The following is an 18,828-nucleotide window of genomic DNA, read 5'->3' on the forward strand; positions in this document are numbered from 1 at the left end:
ATACGGGCAACCCCTAATCCGGCGATTCCACCGTCTTCAAGATTACCCGCCATCCTGCTTACTCTACCAGTTCCTTCTGTTCGTGCTTCTGCTGGATAAATACATAGGTATTCTCATCCGACAAGGCCTCTGCAAATTTGAAATCAAATCCGCTGAAGCCCTTGATATCCTCGACGCATGTGATCTGCCGCTCAGCCATGAAGCGGACCATTTCACCCCTGGCCATCTTGACCAGAGTCGCCCGCTCCACCAGCTTACCGCCAATCTCCTGTGCGAATACACAGCTAACCATCCGCACATGGCTGCCTACATACGGAGAGATGCACTTACTGTATTCCTTGGAGGCCAGATTCACAATAGTGTCACTCTCGGCAAATAGCTGGTCCGCCAGCCTTCTGTTCCAGAACTCATAGAGTGTACGGAAGCCCGGCCCGCCCAGCCTGGCCTGCATCTCCAGCCTGTACGGCACAACCCCGTCGAACGGACGGACGATCCCATAGAACCCGGACAACACGCGCAAATGCTGCTCCAGGTACTCCAGCTCCTCCGTCTGAAAAATCCCCGGCGCCATGTACTGATACTGGATTCCCTCATAAGCGAAGATCGCCGGCGTCAGATTGCGGGTTAATTCCATCTCCTGAATCCGCTGCATATTCAGCGTGGCGATGGCATCATTGCATTTCCATAGCGCCTTGGCTTCTTCGTAATTCAGCTTGCGTAGTAAGGCCAGCAGACTCTGCGACTCGCTTAAGAATTGCGGAACCTGGCGGTACTCCAGGATATCCGTGTCTGTCTTCATCTTCTTGGCAGGTGAAATGATGATTCTCATGATACTCTCTTTTCTACCCTTGCGGGAAAAATAAATGTATCTTATATACTAACATACTCTGCCTCCTACCGAAGCATATCAGACAGGAAAGCAAGCGCCAGGCCCTGGCCCCAGCCTTGAATCCAGTCTTTGGGGATATTGCGGTATCCCTCCAGGTCCTTCATAACGGCCGTTCCGCCGGATACGCCCAGTACCCGCCCGTCTTCGGTGATGTGCTCAAGAATGCCCTTCAGGGCCTTTTGCACATATTTGGTATGCAGCGGATTCCCGTTGCTTATCATAGCCGCCGCGATTCCGCAGGACGCAGATACCTCTTCATAGGAATCCTCATCGTCCAGCACCGTCCGCCACAAGCCGTTCTCCGTCTGCACCGTCTTGAGCGCCGCCAGCTGATCCCGGAGCGAACATTCCACATCCATACACTGCGGGTACAGATACCACTCCTTCAAAAGCGGCTTCACCTGCGACATCGTATACGCGCCCCAGGCGTTCGCTCTGCCCCAATACAGCCCGGACATATGATCCTGCTTCACATGATTGTAGCCATGGAACCAGAAGCCGGTGCCGGGGTCCTGCAAATATTTGATGTGCCAGTAATATTGGTTAAGCGCATCCTGGATCAGCTCCTGATCCTCAAGCTTACTGCCCACACGCAGCAGGAAAAACGCCGCCATAAACAGCGTATCCGCCCAGGCCTGCTCCGGAAAATCATTGGACACCGATACCGTATGCTGCAGCACGTTGTCCCCGAACCGCAGCGCGGTCCCGCGGAGATACCCGACTTTACTCATCACAATATCCCAATACTTCCGGTCTCCGGTCTCTTCATATAAAGTAATCAGCATATGTCCCATGGCACAGGTATTCACGGTCCAATCCGGCAGGCCCAGCCCGATATATTCATCCACCCACTCCACCAGTCTGTCCAGGTACTCCTTGTTCCCTGTGGTCTGGTAAGCTCTGGACACCCCATAATAAGCTACGCCGCAAGGCCATTCCCAGGTTAAGTCCATCGCCAGCGTTTTGCGGGTCACCTTGTCGATAAGCTGTAAGATTTCTTCCCGGTTATACTCTACTTGAAGCATGTGTATTCCCCTCTCATCATCGAGATGTTATGTTCTATTTTCTTGCCAGCTCTACTCTTCTAATACTTTCTTTCGTCCAGGGAGGAGCCAGGGGGTGAGCCATTATCTCATCGTAGGTCATCCAATGTACGGCTTCGACTTCATCAGGACTCTTGTTCGTTGCCGTACCGCTGTCATATTCGCAAAGGAAGACCTGATTGATGACATTGCGTCCATCCTCAGTGACGAAGGAGGAGCTGTACACCAGCGTAACCGCTTCTGTGATCCGAATTCCGACTTCTTCATAGCATTCCCGCTGTACCGTCCGTTCAAGGATATCGAGCGTATTCCCTTCAACGTCCACCTTCCCCCCAACAAGAGCCAGCGTCCCTCCCGCATGCTCTTCTTTGGTACTTCTAGTAATCACAAGCCATTTTCCATCCTTGTAGACCGCACCTTCTACGTTGACTATGAACATGTTATTACTCTCCTTTTCCGTATTAGTTAACCATTTGCCATTTTTTCAAAATCTCCTGCTTGTCCGCCCAAAGCAATTGACTTTACGGTCCTTTGCATCTTTGAATAATTGTCTTATTTTGATTCAACTTTTCCTTATCACTTGCGTCCTTACATATATACCAAAACTTTCATGGAGGATATTAATGAAAAATCTAACTCGTGGTATTTTATCTTTATGTTTAATCGGAGCTCTACTTCTCTCTGCATGCGGAAAAGCCGATGACTCTACAACCAGTGAAGAATCGGGTACTATCCTACCAACAACTCCAACACCTGCTACTAATTCACCCGCAGATTCAGAGAAATTGATTGATCCGGCAACAAAAGAAGTCAAAGAAATTGCCGAAGCCGACTTCACAAAAGGAGTATTTATTAATTTTGACCCATACCAAAAAAGCTTTTTCGACGATGATATTATTTCTAAGTTCAATGGTAATATTGAAGCTGTGGTCGAGCAGGATGAAGAAAAATTCAAAGAGCATCTACATGAAGGCTCTCGTGGTGAAACATACTTTTTCAGTGAAGAAGGCGTTCAATTTATGTTTTATGATCTAGATCTTCTGGAGAAACTCACAGTTCATGGGCGTGAACAAATTAGAGTCGGCGTTCAATATGCCAAAAAAATGGCGGATGGAACCATTCAAAATCAAGGGATTACCTACTTCTTTACTAAAAATAAAGCAGGTGAATGGGGTATTGAGAATATAGATTAAATTAACCTTTGTCTTCTCTATGCTTACATACAGCAACGGCTATGCGTCCTTTTAGACGGCATTCGCTTACTCCGGTAGCCATCTGGCGTAATGAGGTGCACTAATGCTCTTCATTCGCTCATTTCCCCCACGTCCGCTCAATTCAAGTGCACTAATGCTCTTCATTCGCTCATTTGGGCCATGTCCGCTGAATTCAAGTGCACTAATGCTCTTCATTCGCTCCTTCAGCCTTTTGGTCCCACAATTTCCTGAACAATGAAAAAAGCGAATTCAGCACAATGTCTGAATTCGCTTTTTTCTGTTTATAACAATCTTCAGTCAATTAACTCCGACTTCTGCAGCAAACGCTGAATCAGAACCGCCACTTCTGCGCGGGTGACATTAGCTTTGGCGTCCAGCTTGCTGCCGCCGCGGCCGGTGATCAAGCCGGCGCTGGCTGCAAGTGCCAGACTGTCCTTGGCCCAGGCGCTTACGCGGCCTGCATCGGTAAAGGCTGCGAGTACACCTGCTGTATCCACCGTGCCGGTCTGTTCTGCAAGGCCAGTCAGCTTCATCGCTTTGGCGATGATGTTCATGGCTTGCTCACGTGTGATCCGGGCATCCGGACGGAAGGTTCCATCCTCGAAGCCGGTGATCAGACCATACCAGGAGGCTGTTTCGACTGCAGAGGCATACCAGCTATCCGCCGGAACATCGGCAAACTTCGCAGTTTCTCCTCCATACTTCAGTCCCAGACCGCGTACGATAATCGCTGCGAACTCTGCCCGGGTAATGTCTGCATCCGGATTGAACATTGAATCATTCACTCCGTTAATGACCAGACGCGAGCCCATATCGTTCACCGCATTTTTCGCCCAATGCTTCTCTACATCCTGGAAGGTCAGCGGATGCCACACTACAGCATAAGAGCTGTTCGTCAGACTGTTAATCTCAGCATAATATCTGCCGTCTTTCTGGATAAGCCGGGTGGGCACATGACGCACCGTTCCAACTGGATCAACGACGATGCCCGTGGTAATCCGGTTCGGATCAATGCCCTGTGGAAGCGCCACTGTCCGCTCAACATAAGCATTGAACTGGCTCACTTCCACTGTTGCTGTACCAGAGGTAGCAGTGACGGTGAAATCCAGCGCTGGGGCAATTAGCGTGAAGCCGTTTCTGCCTGCCGCAGCAGTCACTACCTGATTCATGGATGCCGAAGTTTCGCCAATTGTAATTTTCAGCGTAATATCCTCCAGCTTCACCCCGTTCCCCAGTCTTGCAGCTAACGCTCCAATGTTAATCTGGGATGCAGGTAACGTATAGGTACCCTTGCTTGTCTGAAGCACCAGGGTGGCCGACAGCTCCTCCATGTTCTTGATCATCTGGCCGTTCAATTCTCCGATGATAATGTTGGAATCCAGCATCACCGGAATGGTTACTACAGCCCCATTCCCCTCCGCATCGAGCTTCGCTTGCAGTCTGGCCGGATCTACAACGACGTTCGTTATTCTCACGTTGCCGGAGGTCGTTGTTGTTGCTTTGCCCGCATTCTCCTGCTTGCCGTTCACAAGGACGATTACATCGGTAACCGTAGTTGCCGGATTCCCGGCAGGCGTTCCGCTGCTTGGGTTGCCACTGCTCGGGTTGCTTCCCGGGTTGCCCGGCCCGGGATCTGGTATGACCGGATTAGTCACCGCAACTACCGCTATCGCGCTGCCGTACCTCACTACCTTACCGTCAGCATCAACCTCAGCAATTCCAATCGTATCCCCGTCGGCTGCCGGAATCAGACCCTCACTGCCTACAAGGGTGTATCCGCTCAGAAGGTCTCCCGCATTCGGCACGCCGACACTCCCAGGACCGAAGTTCTTATACAGCAGCTTATGCCCCTCAGCGGGTGCAGGCGTAACCGATATAAGCGTATAGCCGTTATTGGCTGCACCACCCGGGTCACTGGCACTCACAGACAAGTCTTCAGCAGGGATCAGCACATTCGTTGTAAAAGTAAGCATCGTTGCCGGTCCCGCCGGAACAGATCCACTGGCTGCTACCCGGACTTTGACGGTATGCTCACCGCCGAGATCCGGCAGGTTAGTTCCGTCGTACCGTACGTAAGGTCCGTCGTCTACAGCGAATTCCATGCTTGTGTTCAGGCCTATAATCGTATTGCTCTGATCATCTGCGGCTACTTCAGGTGCAGACGGGATAACCGCATCCGAATCATGAACAGTAACCTGAGCAATATTTGAAGCAAAGTCTGTTGCCGTTGCCTTCACACGTACATAATAGGTGTCCGGCGCAAGACCAGCAATCGTTGTGCCGATGACCTCAGTCCAAAGTCCCGCGCTGCCTGCTCTGTATTCCATCTGGACCGTCAGATTCTGCAGAGTACCATCATTGGCTCCGTTGTAGGTCACATCCGTTACACTCACACCAACCGGAGCGGCCTGACGGGCAGGAACAGTTAACAGTTGCACATCACTATCCGTGGTGGTTACCCCGTTGCCCAACTTCACAATACTCAGCGAGGTTCCCAGCCACCCATTGTCTACAGCCAATGTTCCGTCCGTTGCAGCTGTTACTGCCATGCCATTCACCGTGTATAAGCCGTCTGGTGTCAGACCTGATAATTGCTCAGCGGCAAAATCAATGACCGCCGCAGGTGTCACTTCAGCCGTTGCGGTGAACGACATTACCGTAAGTGGCACCGAAGCTGAGGTGAACGCTGTCGCTGTCGCCTTCGTCCGCACGTAATACGTATCGGGAGCAAGCCCCGTTACCGTTGTGCCCGCTACATCTGTCCAAGCCCCTGCTGCACCTTTCTTATACTCCATCGCAGGAGTCACATCAACCAGCGTACCGTTGTTCGCATTAATCGCTGTTTCATCCGTCGCTGCTACATCAACAGGCGCTGCCGGACGAGAAGCAACTACCAACGTCTGCGCCGCGCTGTCAATCGTCGTTGAACCATTGCCCTTCTTCACGATGCTCAGCGAGGTTCCGAACCAGCTGCTGTCCAGCACCAGCCTACCCTCGGCTGTCGCCGTTACCGCCAGCGTACCGTTTATCGTGTACGAACCGTTTGGCGCAAGACTTGCCAGCTGTTCAGCCACATAATCCAGATTTGCTGCCGGAGTTGCTTCAGGTATTGCTACGTAAGCCGCCACCCTCACCGTCTGTGCTTCTGAGGCAAACGCTGTCGCTGTCGCCTTCGTCCGCACGTAGTACGTATCGGGAGCAAGCCCTGTTACCGTTGTGCCCGCTACATCTGTCCACGCCCCTGCTGCACCTTTCTTATACTCCATCGCAGGAGTCACATCAACCAGCGTACCGTTGTTGGCATTAATCGCCGTTTCAGCTGTCGCTGCTACATCGGCAGGCGCTGCCGGACGGGAAGCAACTACCAACGTCTGTGCCGCGCTGTCTATCGTTGTTGAACCATTGCCTTTCTTCACGATGCTCAGCGTGGTTCCCAGCCAGCTGCTATCCAGCACCAGCCTACCCTCTGCTGTCGCCGTTACCGCCAGCGTACCGTTTACCGTGTACGAACCGTTTGGTACCAGATCTGTCAGCTGTTCAGCCACATAATCCAGATCTGCTGCCGGAGTTGCTTCAGGTATTGCTACGTAAGCCTTCACCGTCACCGTCTGTGCTTCCGAGGCAAACGCTGTCGCTGTCGCCTTCGTCCGCACGTAATACGTATCGGGAGCAAGCCCCGTTACCGTTGTGTCTGCTATAACTGTCCACGCCCCTGCCGAGCCCTTCTTGTATTCCATCGCAGGAGTCACATCAACCAGCGTACCGTTGTTGGCATTAATCGCTGTTTCAGCTGTCGCTGCTACATCAGCAGGCGCTGCCGGACGGGAAGCAACTACCAACGTCTGCGCCGCGCTGTCGATCGTCGTTGAACCATTGCCCTTCTTCACGATGCTCAGCGTGGTTCCCAGCCAGCTGCTGTCTATAGCCAGCTTGCCTTCTGCTGTAGCCATCATCGAAGCGCCGTTCACCGTATATGAACCGTTAGCCGTTAAGCCTGTTAATTGTTCAGCTGCATAATCAATATCAGCGGTCGGGGTTACTTCCGGCGCTGGCTTGAACAGTGATACCGTTGCCGTCAGCGGCGATCCGCTGATCGTGTACCCGCTTGGCGAATTCACTGCCACCGATACGTCCCCTTCAGCTTCCACTGAAGTAAGCGCAATGCTCCAAGCTGTTCCTGACCCGCTTAATGCTCCTTTTACCGCAGAGCCTGTACCGTCAGTAATCGTGATGTCATCTGCCGTCAGCCCGGCAATCGCGGGATCGAACGTCAGATCAATCTTCGTCGAGGTTGTGGTTCCGGGTACGCCATCAGCTACCGCCGATTGCAGCACTACCGGAGTGGAGATCTCTGTTGCAAACAGTCTGCCGGTTATTCTGTAATGAGTATCATCGGTATTATCCGTTCTGATGAAGACAAGCTTGTCGCCAAAGGTGGGGTGGATAGAGAACTTCGGATAATATTCCACAGCGAACATCCAGCTATCTTCATCATATCCCTGAAATACGACCGGCGCGGAGTCCACCGGCTGATCCGTTGTATAAAGCAAGTTCCCGTTATAGTCATAGTAATTCAGGTAAGCATACTGGGTTCCCGACCACTCTGTACCGTAGTTGTACGCATCGTCGATGGCCTTATTGGACACAGCGTCCGTACTTACGGTTACGAATCCGGGCATGGCACCCTTCTTGTAGACAACGGCTGATGCCGCGGCCAGAGAACCATTCATGGTAAATCCGCCCTGAGCTGCACCCGTGTTGTCATATAAAGAAACACTGGTTACCCCGGTCTGCCAGTGATATTGGCTGAACATGAAGTTCCCGTTGCCCAGTGTAGACAGATACAGCTGCCTCTCATTCATTCTCGCTCCCACATTAATAGTTGTTACGGTGGGGGTTCCGTTGTTATGGAATAACTTCAGATAGATATTATCGTTGGGAGCCCCCGAATTGTAAGCTACCATATACACGCCGTCACCAGCAGCTACATAGGACATGCTCGCATTAGCATCGACCAGCAGCGTTTCGCTTGACACGGGTACACCCGCAGCGGTGAACACACGGGTAACCGTACTCTTGTTGTCATTCCTTTGCCAGGAAAAAGCTATATTCCCGTCAGATAACTCCGCCGCCGATACAAAACGCGTAAGCTGCGGAAGAGTTCCGGTACTGAATGTATTAAGCTGAGTCTGGCCGGTTACCTTCTGGCCTGCCTTGTTAAGCACCATGAAATAGGCATTCGGCGTGCTCTCCGTAACAGTCCCCAACTGCAGATTATTTTCATTGGAGTCACTTTTACTATACGTAATCAATAGATTGCCGTTACTTAGCGCAAGCATACTCACATAAGTCATTTTGTAATAGGTGTCCATCAGGCTGCCCAGGTTAACGTCTGTTGTAAGTGTTCCTGTGCTGTTATAGATCCTAAGGAAATTAGAGGAGGTGTAGGTATTACCTTGATATACGAATGAATTCAGCAGCACTGCCGTACTTCCATCCTGAAGACCTTGGACATCCGAAACAGTCTTGCCTGTGGTGCCTGAAACCGGAGGTTCGATGACAAAATCGAGTGTTTCATTAAAAGTTGGCAACGCAGCATAGGCCCGGAGTGATACCATGGGCAGCAGCCCGATCACCAATACCAAAGCCAGCCCGATCTTTCCAAATTTACTTAACATCGCTTTCCTCCTTGTCGAATTGGCTATTCCCATATGATTGATAACGCTTTTAATAATTGGTTTATCGACATTTTCCGCGTTAAAATTAACAAGTTCGACAAATATATTCACTGAATAATGATATAAATATATATTTAGTCCTTGCATGATGCGAATCAGCAAAAACAAGCACAAAAAAAGCCCGATCTGTCCATTGAACAGAATAGGCCGGGTATGATTGCCCTTACAATTTGCGATTATCTGTGACTATAGTACAATTAATCTTGCCATCAGTCATCTACTTGGAACGAGGAGGGGTTAGTGTGCAGAATATGCAGGATATGCAGGATTTATTTAAGGCGATCATTAAGCAGGACGTCAAACCTTTTTTCTCCGAACGGGGCTATCGTACAAAGGATCTGAATTTCAACAAAACAGAAGGCCAACTCAGCTATAAAATCAATATCCAGAAATTCAAGTACAATACACACAAGCAACTCAGCTTCTATGTGAATTACAGTCTTAATTCCGAAGAGCTTGCGCAATATAGGCCTGCTTCCTCTCTGGGCTTGCCTCACTTCTATGTCCGGATCAGGAACATCGTCCCCGCCGCCCCGGAACGCTACTTCCTGACTCCGGAGGTAGATGTGGACAAGTTCACGGCAGACCTGCTGCTCCACTTGGATCAGGGTCTCCAATTCATGTACACCCTAACCGATGCCAGGGCCATTATTGAATACTATATGCCGAAGATAGCACTGCATTTAAGTGAGGAGACCTTCGGGTTCCTGCTGGATACAGGGGACACAGAGACTGCGGAGCAATACCTCAAGCAGCTCCAAGCGAAATACGGCGCCGAGAAGCGCTGGGCGATCTTGGAGAAGAAGTATGCAGCGGTCTGGGAGAAGTACGGGAGGTAATGGCAGCTTCCGCTCCCTCCTTCCTGCGGACAGAATCAAACAGGGCTATTCCGGTCTCATCCGAGACTTCGGAATAGCCCTATTCTTGTCACCTATTCAGGTGTTACAGGTCAGGATAAATTCTCCGTCAGCAGCGTAAACCCTTCAATCACCGCATCCTCCTCGATCTCAATCATGATGCAGCGTTTCCCCTGATAATTCACCTGTCTCACATACTTCAGATCCTGCGGGCTGATCGTGATCGAAGCTACCTTGGTATCAATCTTGATCGACTTGGAGGTGAATTTCGGGATGACACTGCTGGCCTTCATCTCGTAGTGCTTATTATCGACAATGGTCTCGAAAGCGCGCTCCACCTTCTCCATGGTTACGTCCTCTACGCCGCTTGCCTTCAGCACACGCTCCACATCCCGGTAATCCAGCTTCGGCGGCTCTTCCTCATCCGCGTTGTCTTCGATGACCTGGTGAATCTCCTCGTACACCTGGGCAATGGTACCCACATCAATCTGTTCGCCTGCCACTTCTTTTACAATCTCTTCAAAGATAGATCTCTCTTCCATGGCCGTCACAGACCGCTCCGCATTCAGCACCTGCTCAATGAAATGCGGGTTCGGATTATTCGCGCTTCCCGTACAATACAGTACACGGTTCACATCCGAATAGTTGTCCGTCACACTCGGGTAGAAGAAGCCTTGCTCCGGCGTGCTCAGCTTGATAATCGGGTCAACCATGATATTATACTTGAATTCCCGTTCTACATAATCGAATAAAAGCGTCTTGCGCTGCTGCTCCGTGGAATTCACACTGCACAGGATGAACGGATGAGCGAATACCTCGTCCTTCCCGGTCTCCTCGGCTTCGTCATTACGCGCCTTGGTCGGCCGGAAGTATTGCCCCCGTACGAATGTGATGACCGCATCCTTCTCATACTTGGCATCCACCAGCATTTTGTCCACCAGCATGAGCATCAGGTCCTGCCACTCCTCCGGGTCACCGGTCACCAGTCCCTGGTGAAGCATCACCTGCGACGGCTCCTCCGCTTCCTCCAAGAACTTCAGCTCGAACAGCTTATGGTCCAGCTCCCCGGTCAGCAGCTTGCGGAAGTTGCTCATATACAGCTCCTGCTTCTCACGTTCCAGCATCGCGAACGGCTGGCGCTCGAAATGATAGATCTCGTTGGTCTCCTTCATAATATACACGTTGAGAATATCGTACAGATTCAGCTGATCGTGATCCATCTTAAACTGCTTACGTATATGTGCGGCTTCTTTCTTGATCATGGTTCGTAACACAGCTCCTAGGAAATAAATTGGTTGTTCCATATAAACGATAGTAGAAACCCTACGCCTGCCGCCCCATCATCCCCAGATAGCGATCCAGCTGCTGTTCTTCCAGAGAGGCTACCATGTCCGCGAAAGGCTTAAGGTCCCGGTGCACAGCGTAGGCTTCGAGGGCATTGAAGTAATCCAGCCGTGTCTCCTTGGCTATGGAAACCGGAAGATATCCATTCGCCAGCAGCTGATAATTCATGATTAGACGCGAGGTTCTCCCATTCCCGTCAGCGAATGGATGGATACGCACGAATTCAGCATGGGTCCAGGCCGCAAGCTCTATGATATCGGCGGTACTCTTGTCAGCTAGATCCGCATAAAAGTTCTTCACCTGCTGGTACATTTCATTGGGTGGCGGCGGTGTATGGGATGCTCCTGATATATACACCTCAACATTCCGGTAGACACCGCCTACCATGATATTCTCAGTTAATACAGCATGGATATCTTTAATCATCCCTTCATCCAGCGGCTTCCCATCATGAATACAGGCTTTAATATACTGGTAGGCTTTATTATGGTTAATCACCTCGTATATTTCCCGAAGCATTTTGCCGCCTACGGATAACCCTTCCTCCAGAACCACCTTGGTCTCCAGAAGGGTCAATGTATTGCCTTCAATCGCGGTTGAGTTATGCGTATACTCAAGTTCAAAGGCCTTGACGTAGCTATTGACGGTAATGTCCGGGAGTTTATCTTTAACCTGATCATATAAGGCCTTTTTACGCACTATTTCAGGGTATCCCATTCGGCTCACTCCTTTCTTGTCCTAACGGCGTATCTGTAAGTCAATTGATTTCAAATATAGCACTAAATATATCCCGGTTGTAAGCGATTATCATCTATACTCCCGTCCGGTTCAAATTTCATGGCCGCCCTCCACATCGCCCCGCTTGACCGCATACATCCGTTTGTCCGCATGACGCAGCAGAGCGTCCGGGGCCGTCCCGTCCCGCGGGTACAGACTGATCCCGATGCTCATATCGATCCTCAGCTCTTCACCCTCGTAATCAAGCGTAGCCTGCGTAGCAGCTATATGCAGCCGATGCTCCAGCTCAGCGGCGGTTAGCCCCTCCCGTCCGACAGGGCAGAACAGCACGAATTCGTCACCGCCGAAGCGGGCAGCCAGCCCGTAGGGCTGGACCAGCTCCCGGACCATGACGGCCACCCGGCATAACACCAGATCTCCAGCCTCATGACCCCAGCGGTCGTTCACCTGTTTGAACCTGTCGAGATCAATCAGCAGAATAGCCAGCTCCCCGCCGGTCCGGTCCGCCTCCGCCAGGGCTTCCCCCAGCTTATCGTAGAACTGCCTGCGGTTCGGCAGCTCTGTCAGCGGATCATGATAAGCCATGAAGGCAATTTGACGCAAATGCTGATTGCGCAACCGGATGTCACGAATCAGCAGAACGGCATAGATCTCATGATCCACGGTTACGTAATCCCCGTTAATCATCACCTCGATCATCCCGTCACCACTACGCAGCACTGCTTCGATTTCGCCGATATCCTCCTGTGCCTTCAGCTTGGCCACGATATCCGCACCGCCCAGATCGGCAAGATTCGCCGGGCCAAGCGCCAGCCGGTCGAACATCTTATTCGCACTCGGATTTGCTTCCTTGATGCTGCCGGACAGCGAGACGAGCAGCGCGGCCTGTGAGTTGATCTGAAACATCTTTTGGTAGCGCTGTCCGGCATGATTGAGGAACTCATACCTCTGCATGGATAGACGCAGGACGAAGCACCAGATCAGCCCGCCGTATATGTACGTATAGGGCGGCAACACCTCACCGAACCGGAAATAGCCGAATACGGCTACCCAGAGGATCGTAACCCAGGAGCCGTACTCCAGCAGCTTGAAGATGCCCTTATGCTCTTGATAGGCCGGATCGGCAGCACTCCACTTGCGCGCACTGCGCAGCATGGCGATAGGCACGAAGCTAAGCAGCAGGCTTGCCGTCAGGGTTCCATAATAGGCTGCATTCGCCACCGGCCATTTCCACACACCGGATGTCGTGAACATCTCTACAGACGTATAGGAACGTTGACTAATAAGTCCGGCTGGTATAGCCAGCACCAATATATGTAACAGATAGGGATACCACGGCTTCGGCATCCGCTTATGCAAGCCGATTAACCGGGCCATGAGGTGAAATCCAAGCCCTGGAATGAGGATACCCACATTGGCGAACCAGGCTGCAGCCAGTACGGGACTATATTCAATCGGCAGCATATATCGGATGTACTCCTCCAGGAACATCAGGAAGTAGCACAGAATCGATACACTCACCAGACGGTGTTCAATCTTCTTCGGGTTGCGCAGCAGCACATCCATCCCCATGTAGAAAAAGAAGAGCATCGGCAGCCAATAACAGACGACAGGTATCCACACTTGGGTCGGGCTCATTTCTCTTCTCCTCTACAATCTGTCGCCAGGAATATCTTCACTTCAATATATTACCGGGCGGTGATGCCGTCAATGGACAGATCAGTTCGCTTGATTCATGTATACATACTGACTCTGGAACAGCATATCATAAGCTTCATTTCGGGTGAACAGATTAGTGTGGGTATCGTAGGCTACCACCCTTCCGGCTTGCAGCACCATTACCTTGTCGCAGCCTTGAATCGTAGATAGACGATGGGCAATGGAAATCATGGTTTTCCCGGAGGACAGGCTCTGAAGCTCAGTAATAATGTCACTCTCATTCCCGTGATCCAGAGCGCTTGTACTTTCGTCGAATATAATAATGTCCCTGTCCTGCAATAACACCCGGGCAATGGATAAGCGCTGCTTCTGGCCTCCAGAGAGCTTAACCCCCTTCTCTCCAATCCTCGTATCCAGCTGATGCTCCAGTGATTCAATCCATTCATAGATACTCGCTCTGCGGCAGCACGCTATCAGCTCTGCTTCGGTTGCACCGGCCTTAGCCAGCAGCAGGTTCTCTCTGATCGTCATATTGAACAGGACGGGTTCCTGCACAACGATGCTTACTTTGCCAGAGACACTCTCGCCGTTCACCTCAGCTAGATCTATACCGCCGATGCTGACCTTTCCTCCTTGCGGCTTCCTCTGCCCTGTCAGCAGTTTAGCTAGAGTAGACTTGCCGCTGCCGCTTTGACCGGTGATAGCCAGATGTTCCCCCCTGCTCACCGAGAACGAAATCCCCTCAAGCGCGAAAGAATCGTTCCCCTCATAGCGGAATTGCAGATTCTGAACGTCTATATCCATTCCGCTAATGCGTTTGTAAGGCCGCTTGTCCGCTTCTGCATGTAATAGCCCGATCACTTTACTAATATTCACCGAATCATTCTTGTAATTCATCAGACTATTGCTAATCCTCTCGATGAACCCGAAGAACTGCCCATAGAAGCTGATGAACACCAGCAATACGCCGACCTGCGAATAGCCTTGAATGACAAATATCCCGCCGATGAAGTAGATAAATAGCTGCGTAATGAAGTTCTTGGTGAAGAATGAATAGCTAATCCCCAGATGCAAATAGAGCTGATTACGGAACCAGACCGGGCGGATCTTCTTATAATGTCCGTTCAGTTCAGCGAGCTGTGCCTCCTCCAGATTGTTGGTCTTAATATCCTTCCAGTTCTGCAGATTCGAATGTAAAAAAGATTCATATTGGTTCTGCAGCTTCCATAATTCTTCTCCGGCCTTCCGTGTCCTCTCTCCCAGGAAATTAACTGTATACAAAGACACGGGAACAAAGACGAAGCTAAGCAGTGCAATCTTCCAGTCGTAACACAGTAAGATAATAGCCAGCGCACCGGCATATACGACCGCATAGCTATAATCCAATATATGTGTCATGAAGAACTTCCCGGCAACGGCAGCATCTTGCTCAATCCGGCTTTTAACATCGCCCATACTATATGTGCTGTATACCTCATGATCAAGGCGGAGCAATTTATTCAACAGTTTATGCTTGAGCCTCAGATCATACTTCAGGATTAGCTGGTTGGAGAACCGCTGGCTGACTGCAATCCCGATCGTCGTAAGCAGGAATACCGCCAGATAACCAGCAAGGACCGGCCACAGCTCGTTCAGGTGCTTATCCACTAGAACCTGCTTGACCAACAATGAGTACAGGAACAATGGAATTAGTCCGCACACCAGATTCCACAGCTTGAACAGGGCGAGCACCAGGAGCGGCTTGCGAATACCCCCGATCTCCCGGGTTAATGCCTTGAATGTATCCAGTCGTGTCATACGGCCTCCCCTCCTGCACACTGTTCGCTGAATAACTCCCTATATGTTGTATTGCTTCTAATCAGTACGTCGTGAGTATCATAGCCTTGGACAACGCCGCCTTCCAGCACTGCGATTCTGTCACAGCTTCGGATGGTGGAGAGACGGTGAGCGATGATGATCAGTGTCCGGTCTTGCGCAAGCTCGCTCATCATTTGCCGGATCAGCCCCTCATTCTTGCTGTCGAGGGAAGAAGTCGCCTCATCGAAGACCAGGATCTTCGGGTTCTTGACCAATATTCTCGCAATCGCCAGACGCTGCTTCTGCCCGCCGGATAATTCCTGTCCGTAAGTCCCCAGCCACGTGTCCAGCCCTTCAGGAAGGCTTAGGACAACTTCGTACAGAGCGGCCTTCTTAAGCGCCTCCAGCAATAGATCGTCATGGTCACGGTTGTTCGTGAACGACAGATTATACCGCAAAGTATTATCGTAGATAACCGTCTCCTGATGGACTATCCCCACCTGGCTCCGCAAGCTGTGCAGGTTGTAATCGTTGACATTCACGCCATCAATCACAAGCTCACCGCTGTCCACGCTGTATAGATTATTGAGCAGGTTCCCCATGGTTGTTTTGCCCGCACCGCTCTTTCCGACAATGCCAATGGTGCTTCCCGCCTCCACACGGAGATTGAATCCGTTCAGCACCGGCCGATCCTTGGTATATCCGAAGCAGACATTATGAAATTCAACCGTCCCCTCCTTGATGGATGACGGCGGCTGCAGTTCCCGGTAATCCTCTTCCTCTTCATTCAGGATATCCACTACACGCTGCAAGGAGACCGTCTGCCCCCAGATGTCGGCCATCTTGCTGTTGATCGAGCTGAAGTAGTTCACAGCCATATTGAAATAGCTGGCGGCGGCGACAAAAACACCAAGCTGCATTCGGCCGCGCACAATCAGATGGGCACAGATAATGAAGAGCAGGAGTTGGGCGGCAAGCATGATGAACGAATTCACCCTTTCGGTGGTCATTTCGATTCTTCCGTTGTCTACATTCATTCTATGGATAGAGACCGTTCTTCTTAGATATGTACTTGTTACCTTCTTCCCGGCACCCAGGACCTTGACCTCCCGCAAATTCTTCACGATCTCGAATAAATAAGAGGATAGCCTCCCCTTTTCCGTCAGGATATCCTTGTTAACCTTCTGTGCTCTGTTCTTGAAGACCTTCGAAGCAAAAAACACGGCGGGAACCAAAACGACCGTAAAAGCCCCCAGAAGAACGTTGTAGTAAAACATGAAGCCGGCAGCGAATACAATATGCAGCAGGTTGGAATATCCCCAAAGTCCGCTCCAGAATACCAGATTCATAATATCCTTGGCATCGCGGTTCATCCGGCTGATCAGATCCCCGCTGTACATCCCGGAGAGGTCCTTGCCCTGCTGATGTAATATCTTGCTGAACAGTGCCCGCCGGATATCGAAGACAAACCCTGTCATTAGCTGTGAGGAAATGAGATTATTGAGTGTCGCAATGACGAACTGATTGACAAAGAGTATACCGGCATAGATCAGGCACAAGTGTAAAAAGGCGGTCATGTCTTTATCATAAAAAGCGATATTGATTAACTTCCCGCCCAGGAACGGATACATCAGGTTGACCATAGTCATCAGTGTAGTGACAAGGAACCCGCATACAAACACCCATTGGTGCATCCGCATGAACTTAATGACCCACTGCCTTGAAGTCACAGCTCCACCCCTCTTCCATATATTCACAAAGTTTATTGTAGCACAAACGTTCGCATGGAAGAGTGACGAGTTTCTGACTATAGATGGTTAAGCACACGCAAAAAAGACACGAGTCCATTCGTGTCTTTTTGTCCAAATATAAGAATTTATAGGTTGCACACGATAACTTATCCTTCTATTTCCCTCTATAACCCTTCCACCATATCCCGCTTGCGATATCCCATATAGCCTATCCCCATCATGGCGATACTGATTCCTGTCATCGTCATAAAGACGGCTCCATCAAAGTTATCCATCGGCATCCGCGGAATCCAGCTTTGAACCGCTGTTCTGGAGAACCATTCCGGCAAATCCAGAATTCCTCCAAAATAGTTCAGCGCAAAAGAATAGCCAAGATAAGCATAAATCACCTTGCCCAGCTTCGGCGCCCAGCCTAAAGCCAGAGCCGCAAGTCCGGTAAAGAACAGCACAGAAGGCAGGAAGTTATAGCCTGCAGCGAGGAAGTCTCCCATATTCATGGACGAGCTGTCCCCCATTGCAGATATTGCCGTGCCCCCAAGACCGCTTGAAGCCAGCACAATACCCACTAGTCCGGCAATGATTGCCATAATGACACTCGTCCAATAGAGCTGAGCCCGGGTCACTTTGGTTGAATAGATCTGGCTCAAATGCAGCCGCGCTTCTTCCGAGAACAGCTTATTAACAATGGCAACGGGTAGAATAGAAACCAGCCCAATCATGACCATCATAATCGTTCCAGTGAATGATGCTTCGATGGACACCCCGGCTATCGTGAACATTTGACTCATCACTTCATTGCTTGCCAGGAAGGTCTGCATATCTCCATAAATCGAGCCATAGGCCGCCCCCATAATTACAAAGGCAATCAACCAGCTAATGATAATGCCTTGGTTAAGCTTCATAAACAAACCGGGTACAGACAACAACGACTGTCTCGCTGCCCCGCGTCCTTCTCTCTCCGGTAAATAACCAGCCCCCATATCTCTTCCGCCCTCAAGGGCAAAAGCAACGATCACCACAATAGTACTGAAGGCTACGGACAAAATCAGGGGAACCGCATTGTTGTCTGTAAAAGGATAGGTCAGATAGATCCAGCTCATAGGATTGATCATTGAGAAATCAACATTCGATACATCCGTACCGGCCCGAATAATGTAGAGCAAACCCACAATCCCCAGTGATGAACCCGTTGCCCCGGATGAAGTTGGCATAATTTGTGCCATCACCAATGCAATCGCAGCTCCCACAATACCTGCCATCCCGATGGAGGCGCCAAACAAAAATGATCCCCCCGCCGAGATCGTATCTACACCAAAGCTAGTCATAACCCCGCCAATCAGAAGGGCTAATACAATATTGATGAGGACGACTTCAGCGATCACCGCAAACGAGTTCGCTTGACGCCCCACTTGAAAGGAACGCACCAGTTCTGTAAGCCCGCGCTCTTCTTCTTTGCGGGTATGGCTCACAACATGCAGAGCAGCGATAATCATCGCAAACAAACCACAGAATAACAGCATCTCATTCGCATACATAGCACCCAAGGTATAATCAGCCGCGGTGTTCACTGGTGTCGGTCCAACCATTGAGATCATAGCGGGATTGCGTAAGGTCTCATACATCCCCTGCAAACCTTGGCCCTTGCCGATTTCTTCAAAAGCTGGAACATAACCCGCTGAGAATAAACCCAGGCCCAAAATCCAGACCGTTATTTTTTTCCAGTCACGTTTCAGATACAGCGCAAATAACACATTCCAACGTGCAAATTTTTCTTGCATCGCATGTCCCTCCATTTCAG

General features: G+C 50.6%; 12 protein-coding genes. 2 read left to right on the plus strand and 10 right to left on the minus strand.

Features of this window, described 5'->3' with window-relative positions; translation table 11 throughout:
- Window positions 1-58: 58 nt before the first annotated feature.
- The 3 genes from yaaA to HQN87_RS23730 form a co-directional block, all read right to left on the minus strand.
- Complete coding sequence (gene yaaA, locus HQN87_RS23720) at window positions 59-829, minus strand: peroxide stress protein YaaA (protein WP_173138354.1); 771 nt, start codon at window positions 827-829, stop codon at window positions 59-61.
- Between the two features lie 65 nt (window positions 830-894).
- The gene (locus tag HQN87_RS23725; RefSeq protein ID WP_173138356.1) at window positions 895-1,914 is read right to left on the minus strand and encodes a glycoside hydrolase family 88/105 protein; all 1,020 of its coding nucleotides are present in this window, start codon (window positions 1,912-1,914) and stop codon (window positions 895-897) included.
- Between the two features lie 34 nt (window positions 1,915-1,948).
- Entirely contained in the window at window positions 1,949-2,371 is a 423-nt protein-coding gene (locus HQN87_RS23730) for an NUDIX hydrolase (protein WP_173138358.1), read from the minus strand.
- A gap of 184 nt (window positions 2,372-2,555) precedes the next feature.
- On the opposite strand from HQN87_RS23730, the gene HQN87_RS23735 reads away from it, so the two are divergent.
- Window positions 2,556-3,125 carry a hypothetical protein gene (locus tag HQN87_RS23735; RefSeq protein WP_173138360.1) on the plus strand — a complete coding sequence of 190 codons (570 nt, stop codon included), beginning with the start codon at window positions 2,556-2,558 and terminating at the stop codon, window positions 3,123-3,125.
- A 314-nt stretch (window positions 3,126-3,439) separates the two neighbouring features.
- On the opposite strand, the gene HQN87_RS23740 is transcribed toward HQN87_RS23735, so the two are convergent.
- Window positions 3,440-8,824, minus strand: a complete 5,385-nt coding sequence (locus tag HQN87_RS23740) for an S-layer homology domain-containing protein (RefSeq protein WP_173138362.1) — start codon at window positions 8,822-8,824, stop codon at window positions 3,440-3,442.
- Between the two features lie 311 nt (window positions 8,825-9,135).
- Here HQN87_RS23740 and HQN87_RS23745 point away from each other — a divergent pair, with 311 nt between their 5' ends.
- Window positions 9,136-9,723 (plus strand): DUF4304 domain-containing protein, encoded by a 588-nt coding sequence (locus HQN87_RS23745; protein WP_367272794.1) that lies wholly within the window; start codon window positions 9,136-9,138, stop codon window positions 9,721-9,723.
- A 110-nt stretch (window positions 9,724-9,833) separates the two neighbouring features.
- Here the strand turns inward: HQN87_RS23745 and HQN87_RS23750 are convergent, their stop codons facing one another.
- The 6 genes from HQN87_RS23750 to HQN87_RS23775 all read right to left on the minus strand — a co-directional run bounded on the left by HQN87_RS23750 (window position 9,834) and on the right by HQN87_RS23775 (window position 18,808).
- Window positions 9,834-11,003, minus strand: a complete 1,170-nt coding sequence (locus HQN87_RS23750) for a DUF4317 domain-containing protein (protein WP_173138366.1) — start codon at window positions 11,001-11,003, stop codon at window positions 9,834-9,836.
- A gap of 61 nt (window positions 11,004-11,064) precedes the next feature.
- The gene (locus HQN87_RS23755) at window positions 11,065-11,802 is read right to left on the minus strand and encodes a Fic family protein (protein WP_173138368.1); all 738 of its coding nucleotides are present in this window, start codon (window positions 11,800-11,802) and stop codon (window positions 11,065-11,067) included.
- Window positions 11,803-11,913: 111 nt separating this feature from the next.
- Complete coding sequence (locus HQN87_RS23760) at window positions 11,914-13,461, minus strand: diguanylate cyclase domain-containing protein (protein ID WP_173138373.1); 1,548 nt, start codon at window positions 13,459-13,461, stop codon at window positions 11,914-11,916.
- Between the two features lie 81 nt (window positions 13,462-13,542).
- The gene (locus HQN87_RS23765) at window positions 13,543-15,279 is read right to left on the minus strand and encodes an ABC transporter ATP-binding protein (RefSeq protein WP_173138374.1); all 1,737 of its coding nucleotides are present in this window, start codon (window positions 15,277-15,279) and stop codon (window positions 13,543-13,545) included.
- Window positions 15,276-17,009 (minus strand): ABC transporter ATP-binding protein, encoded by a 1,734-nt coding sequence (locus tag HQN87_RS23770; RefSeq protein ID WP_173138375.1) that lies wholly within the window; start codon window positions 17,007-17,009, stop codon window positions 15,276-15,278. The genes HQN87_RS23765 and HQN87_RS23770 overlap by 4 nt, the downstream gene beginning before the upstream one ends.
- Window positions 17,010-17,194: 185 nt before the next feature.
- The gene (locus tag HQN87_RS23775) at window positions 17,195-18,808 is read right to left on the minus strand and encodes an ABC transporter permease (protein ID WP_173138377.1); all 1,614 of its coding nucleotides are present in this window, start codon (window positions 18,806-18,808) and stop codon (window positions 17,195-17,197) included.
- Window positions 18,809-18,828: the final 20 nt, after the last annotated feature.

It is taken from the genome of Paenibacillus tritici, assembly GCF_013204885.1.
In the GTDB taxonomy this organism is placed as follows: Bacteria; Bacillota; Bacilli; order Paenibacillales; family Paenibacillaceae; genus Paenibacillus_AQ; species Paenibacillus_AQ tritici.

Excerpts from the sequence above, each read along its gene's own strand:
- yaaA (WP_173138354.1), bottom strand. The coding sequence starts at position 829 with ATGAGAATCATCATTTCACCTGCCAAGAAGATGAAGACAGACACGGAT.
- HQN87_RS23725 (WP_173138356.1), bottom strand. The coding sequence starts at position 1,914 with ATGCTTCAAGTAGAGTATAACCGGGAAGAAATCTTACAGCTTATCGAC.
- HQN87_RS23730 (WP_173138358.1), bottom strand. The coding sequence starts at position 2,371 with ATGTTCATAGTCAACGTAGAAGGTGCGGTCTACAAGGATGGAAAATGG.
- HQN87_RS23735 (WP_173138360.1), top strand. The coding sequence starts at position 2,556 with ATGAAAAATCTAACTCGTGGTATTTTATCTTTATGTTTAATCGGAGCT.
- HQN87_RS23740 (WP_173138362.1), bottom strand. The coding sequence starts at position 8,824 with ATGTTAAGTAAATTTGGAAAGATCGGGCTGGCTTTGGTATTGGTGATC.
- HQN87_RS23745 (WP_367272794.1), top strand. The coding sequence starts at position 9,136 with ATGCAGGATATGCAGGATTTATTTAAGGCGATCATTAAGCAGGACGTC.
- HQN87_RS23750 (WP_173138366.1), bottom strand. The coding sequence starts at position 11,003 with ATGATCAAGAAAGAAGCCGCACATATACGTAAGCAGTTTAAGATGGAT.
- HQN87_RS23755 (WP_173138368.1), bottom strand. The coding sequence starts at position 11,802 with ATGGGATACCCTGAAATAGTGCGTAAAAAGGCCTTATATGATCAGGTT.
- HQN87_RS23760 (WP_173138373.1), bottom strand. The coding sequence starts at position 13,461 with ATGAGCCCGACCCAAGTGTGGATACCTGTCGTCTGTTATTGGCTGCCG.
- HQN87_RS23765 (WP_173138374.1), bottom strand. The coding sequence starts at position 15,279 with ATGACACGACTGGATACATTCAAGGCATTAACCCGGGAGATCGGGGGT.
- HQN87_RS23775 (WP_173138377.1), bottom strand. The coding sequence starts at position 18,808 with ATGCAAGAAAAATTTGCACGTTGGAATGTGTTATTTGCGCTGTATCTG.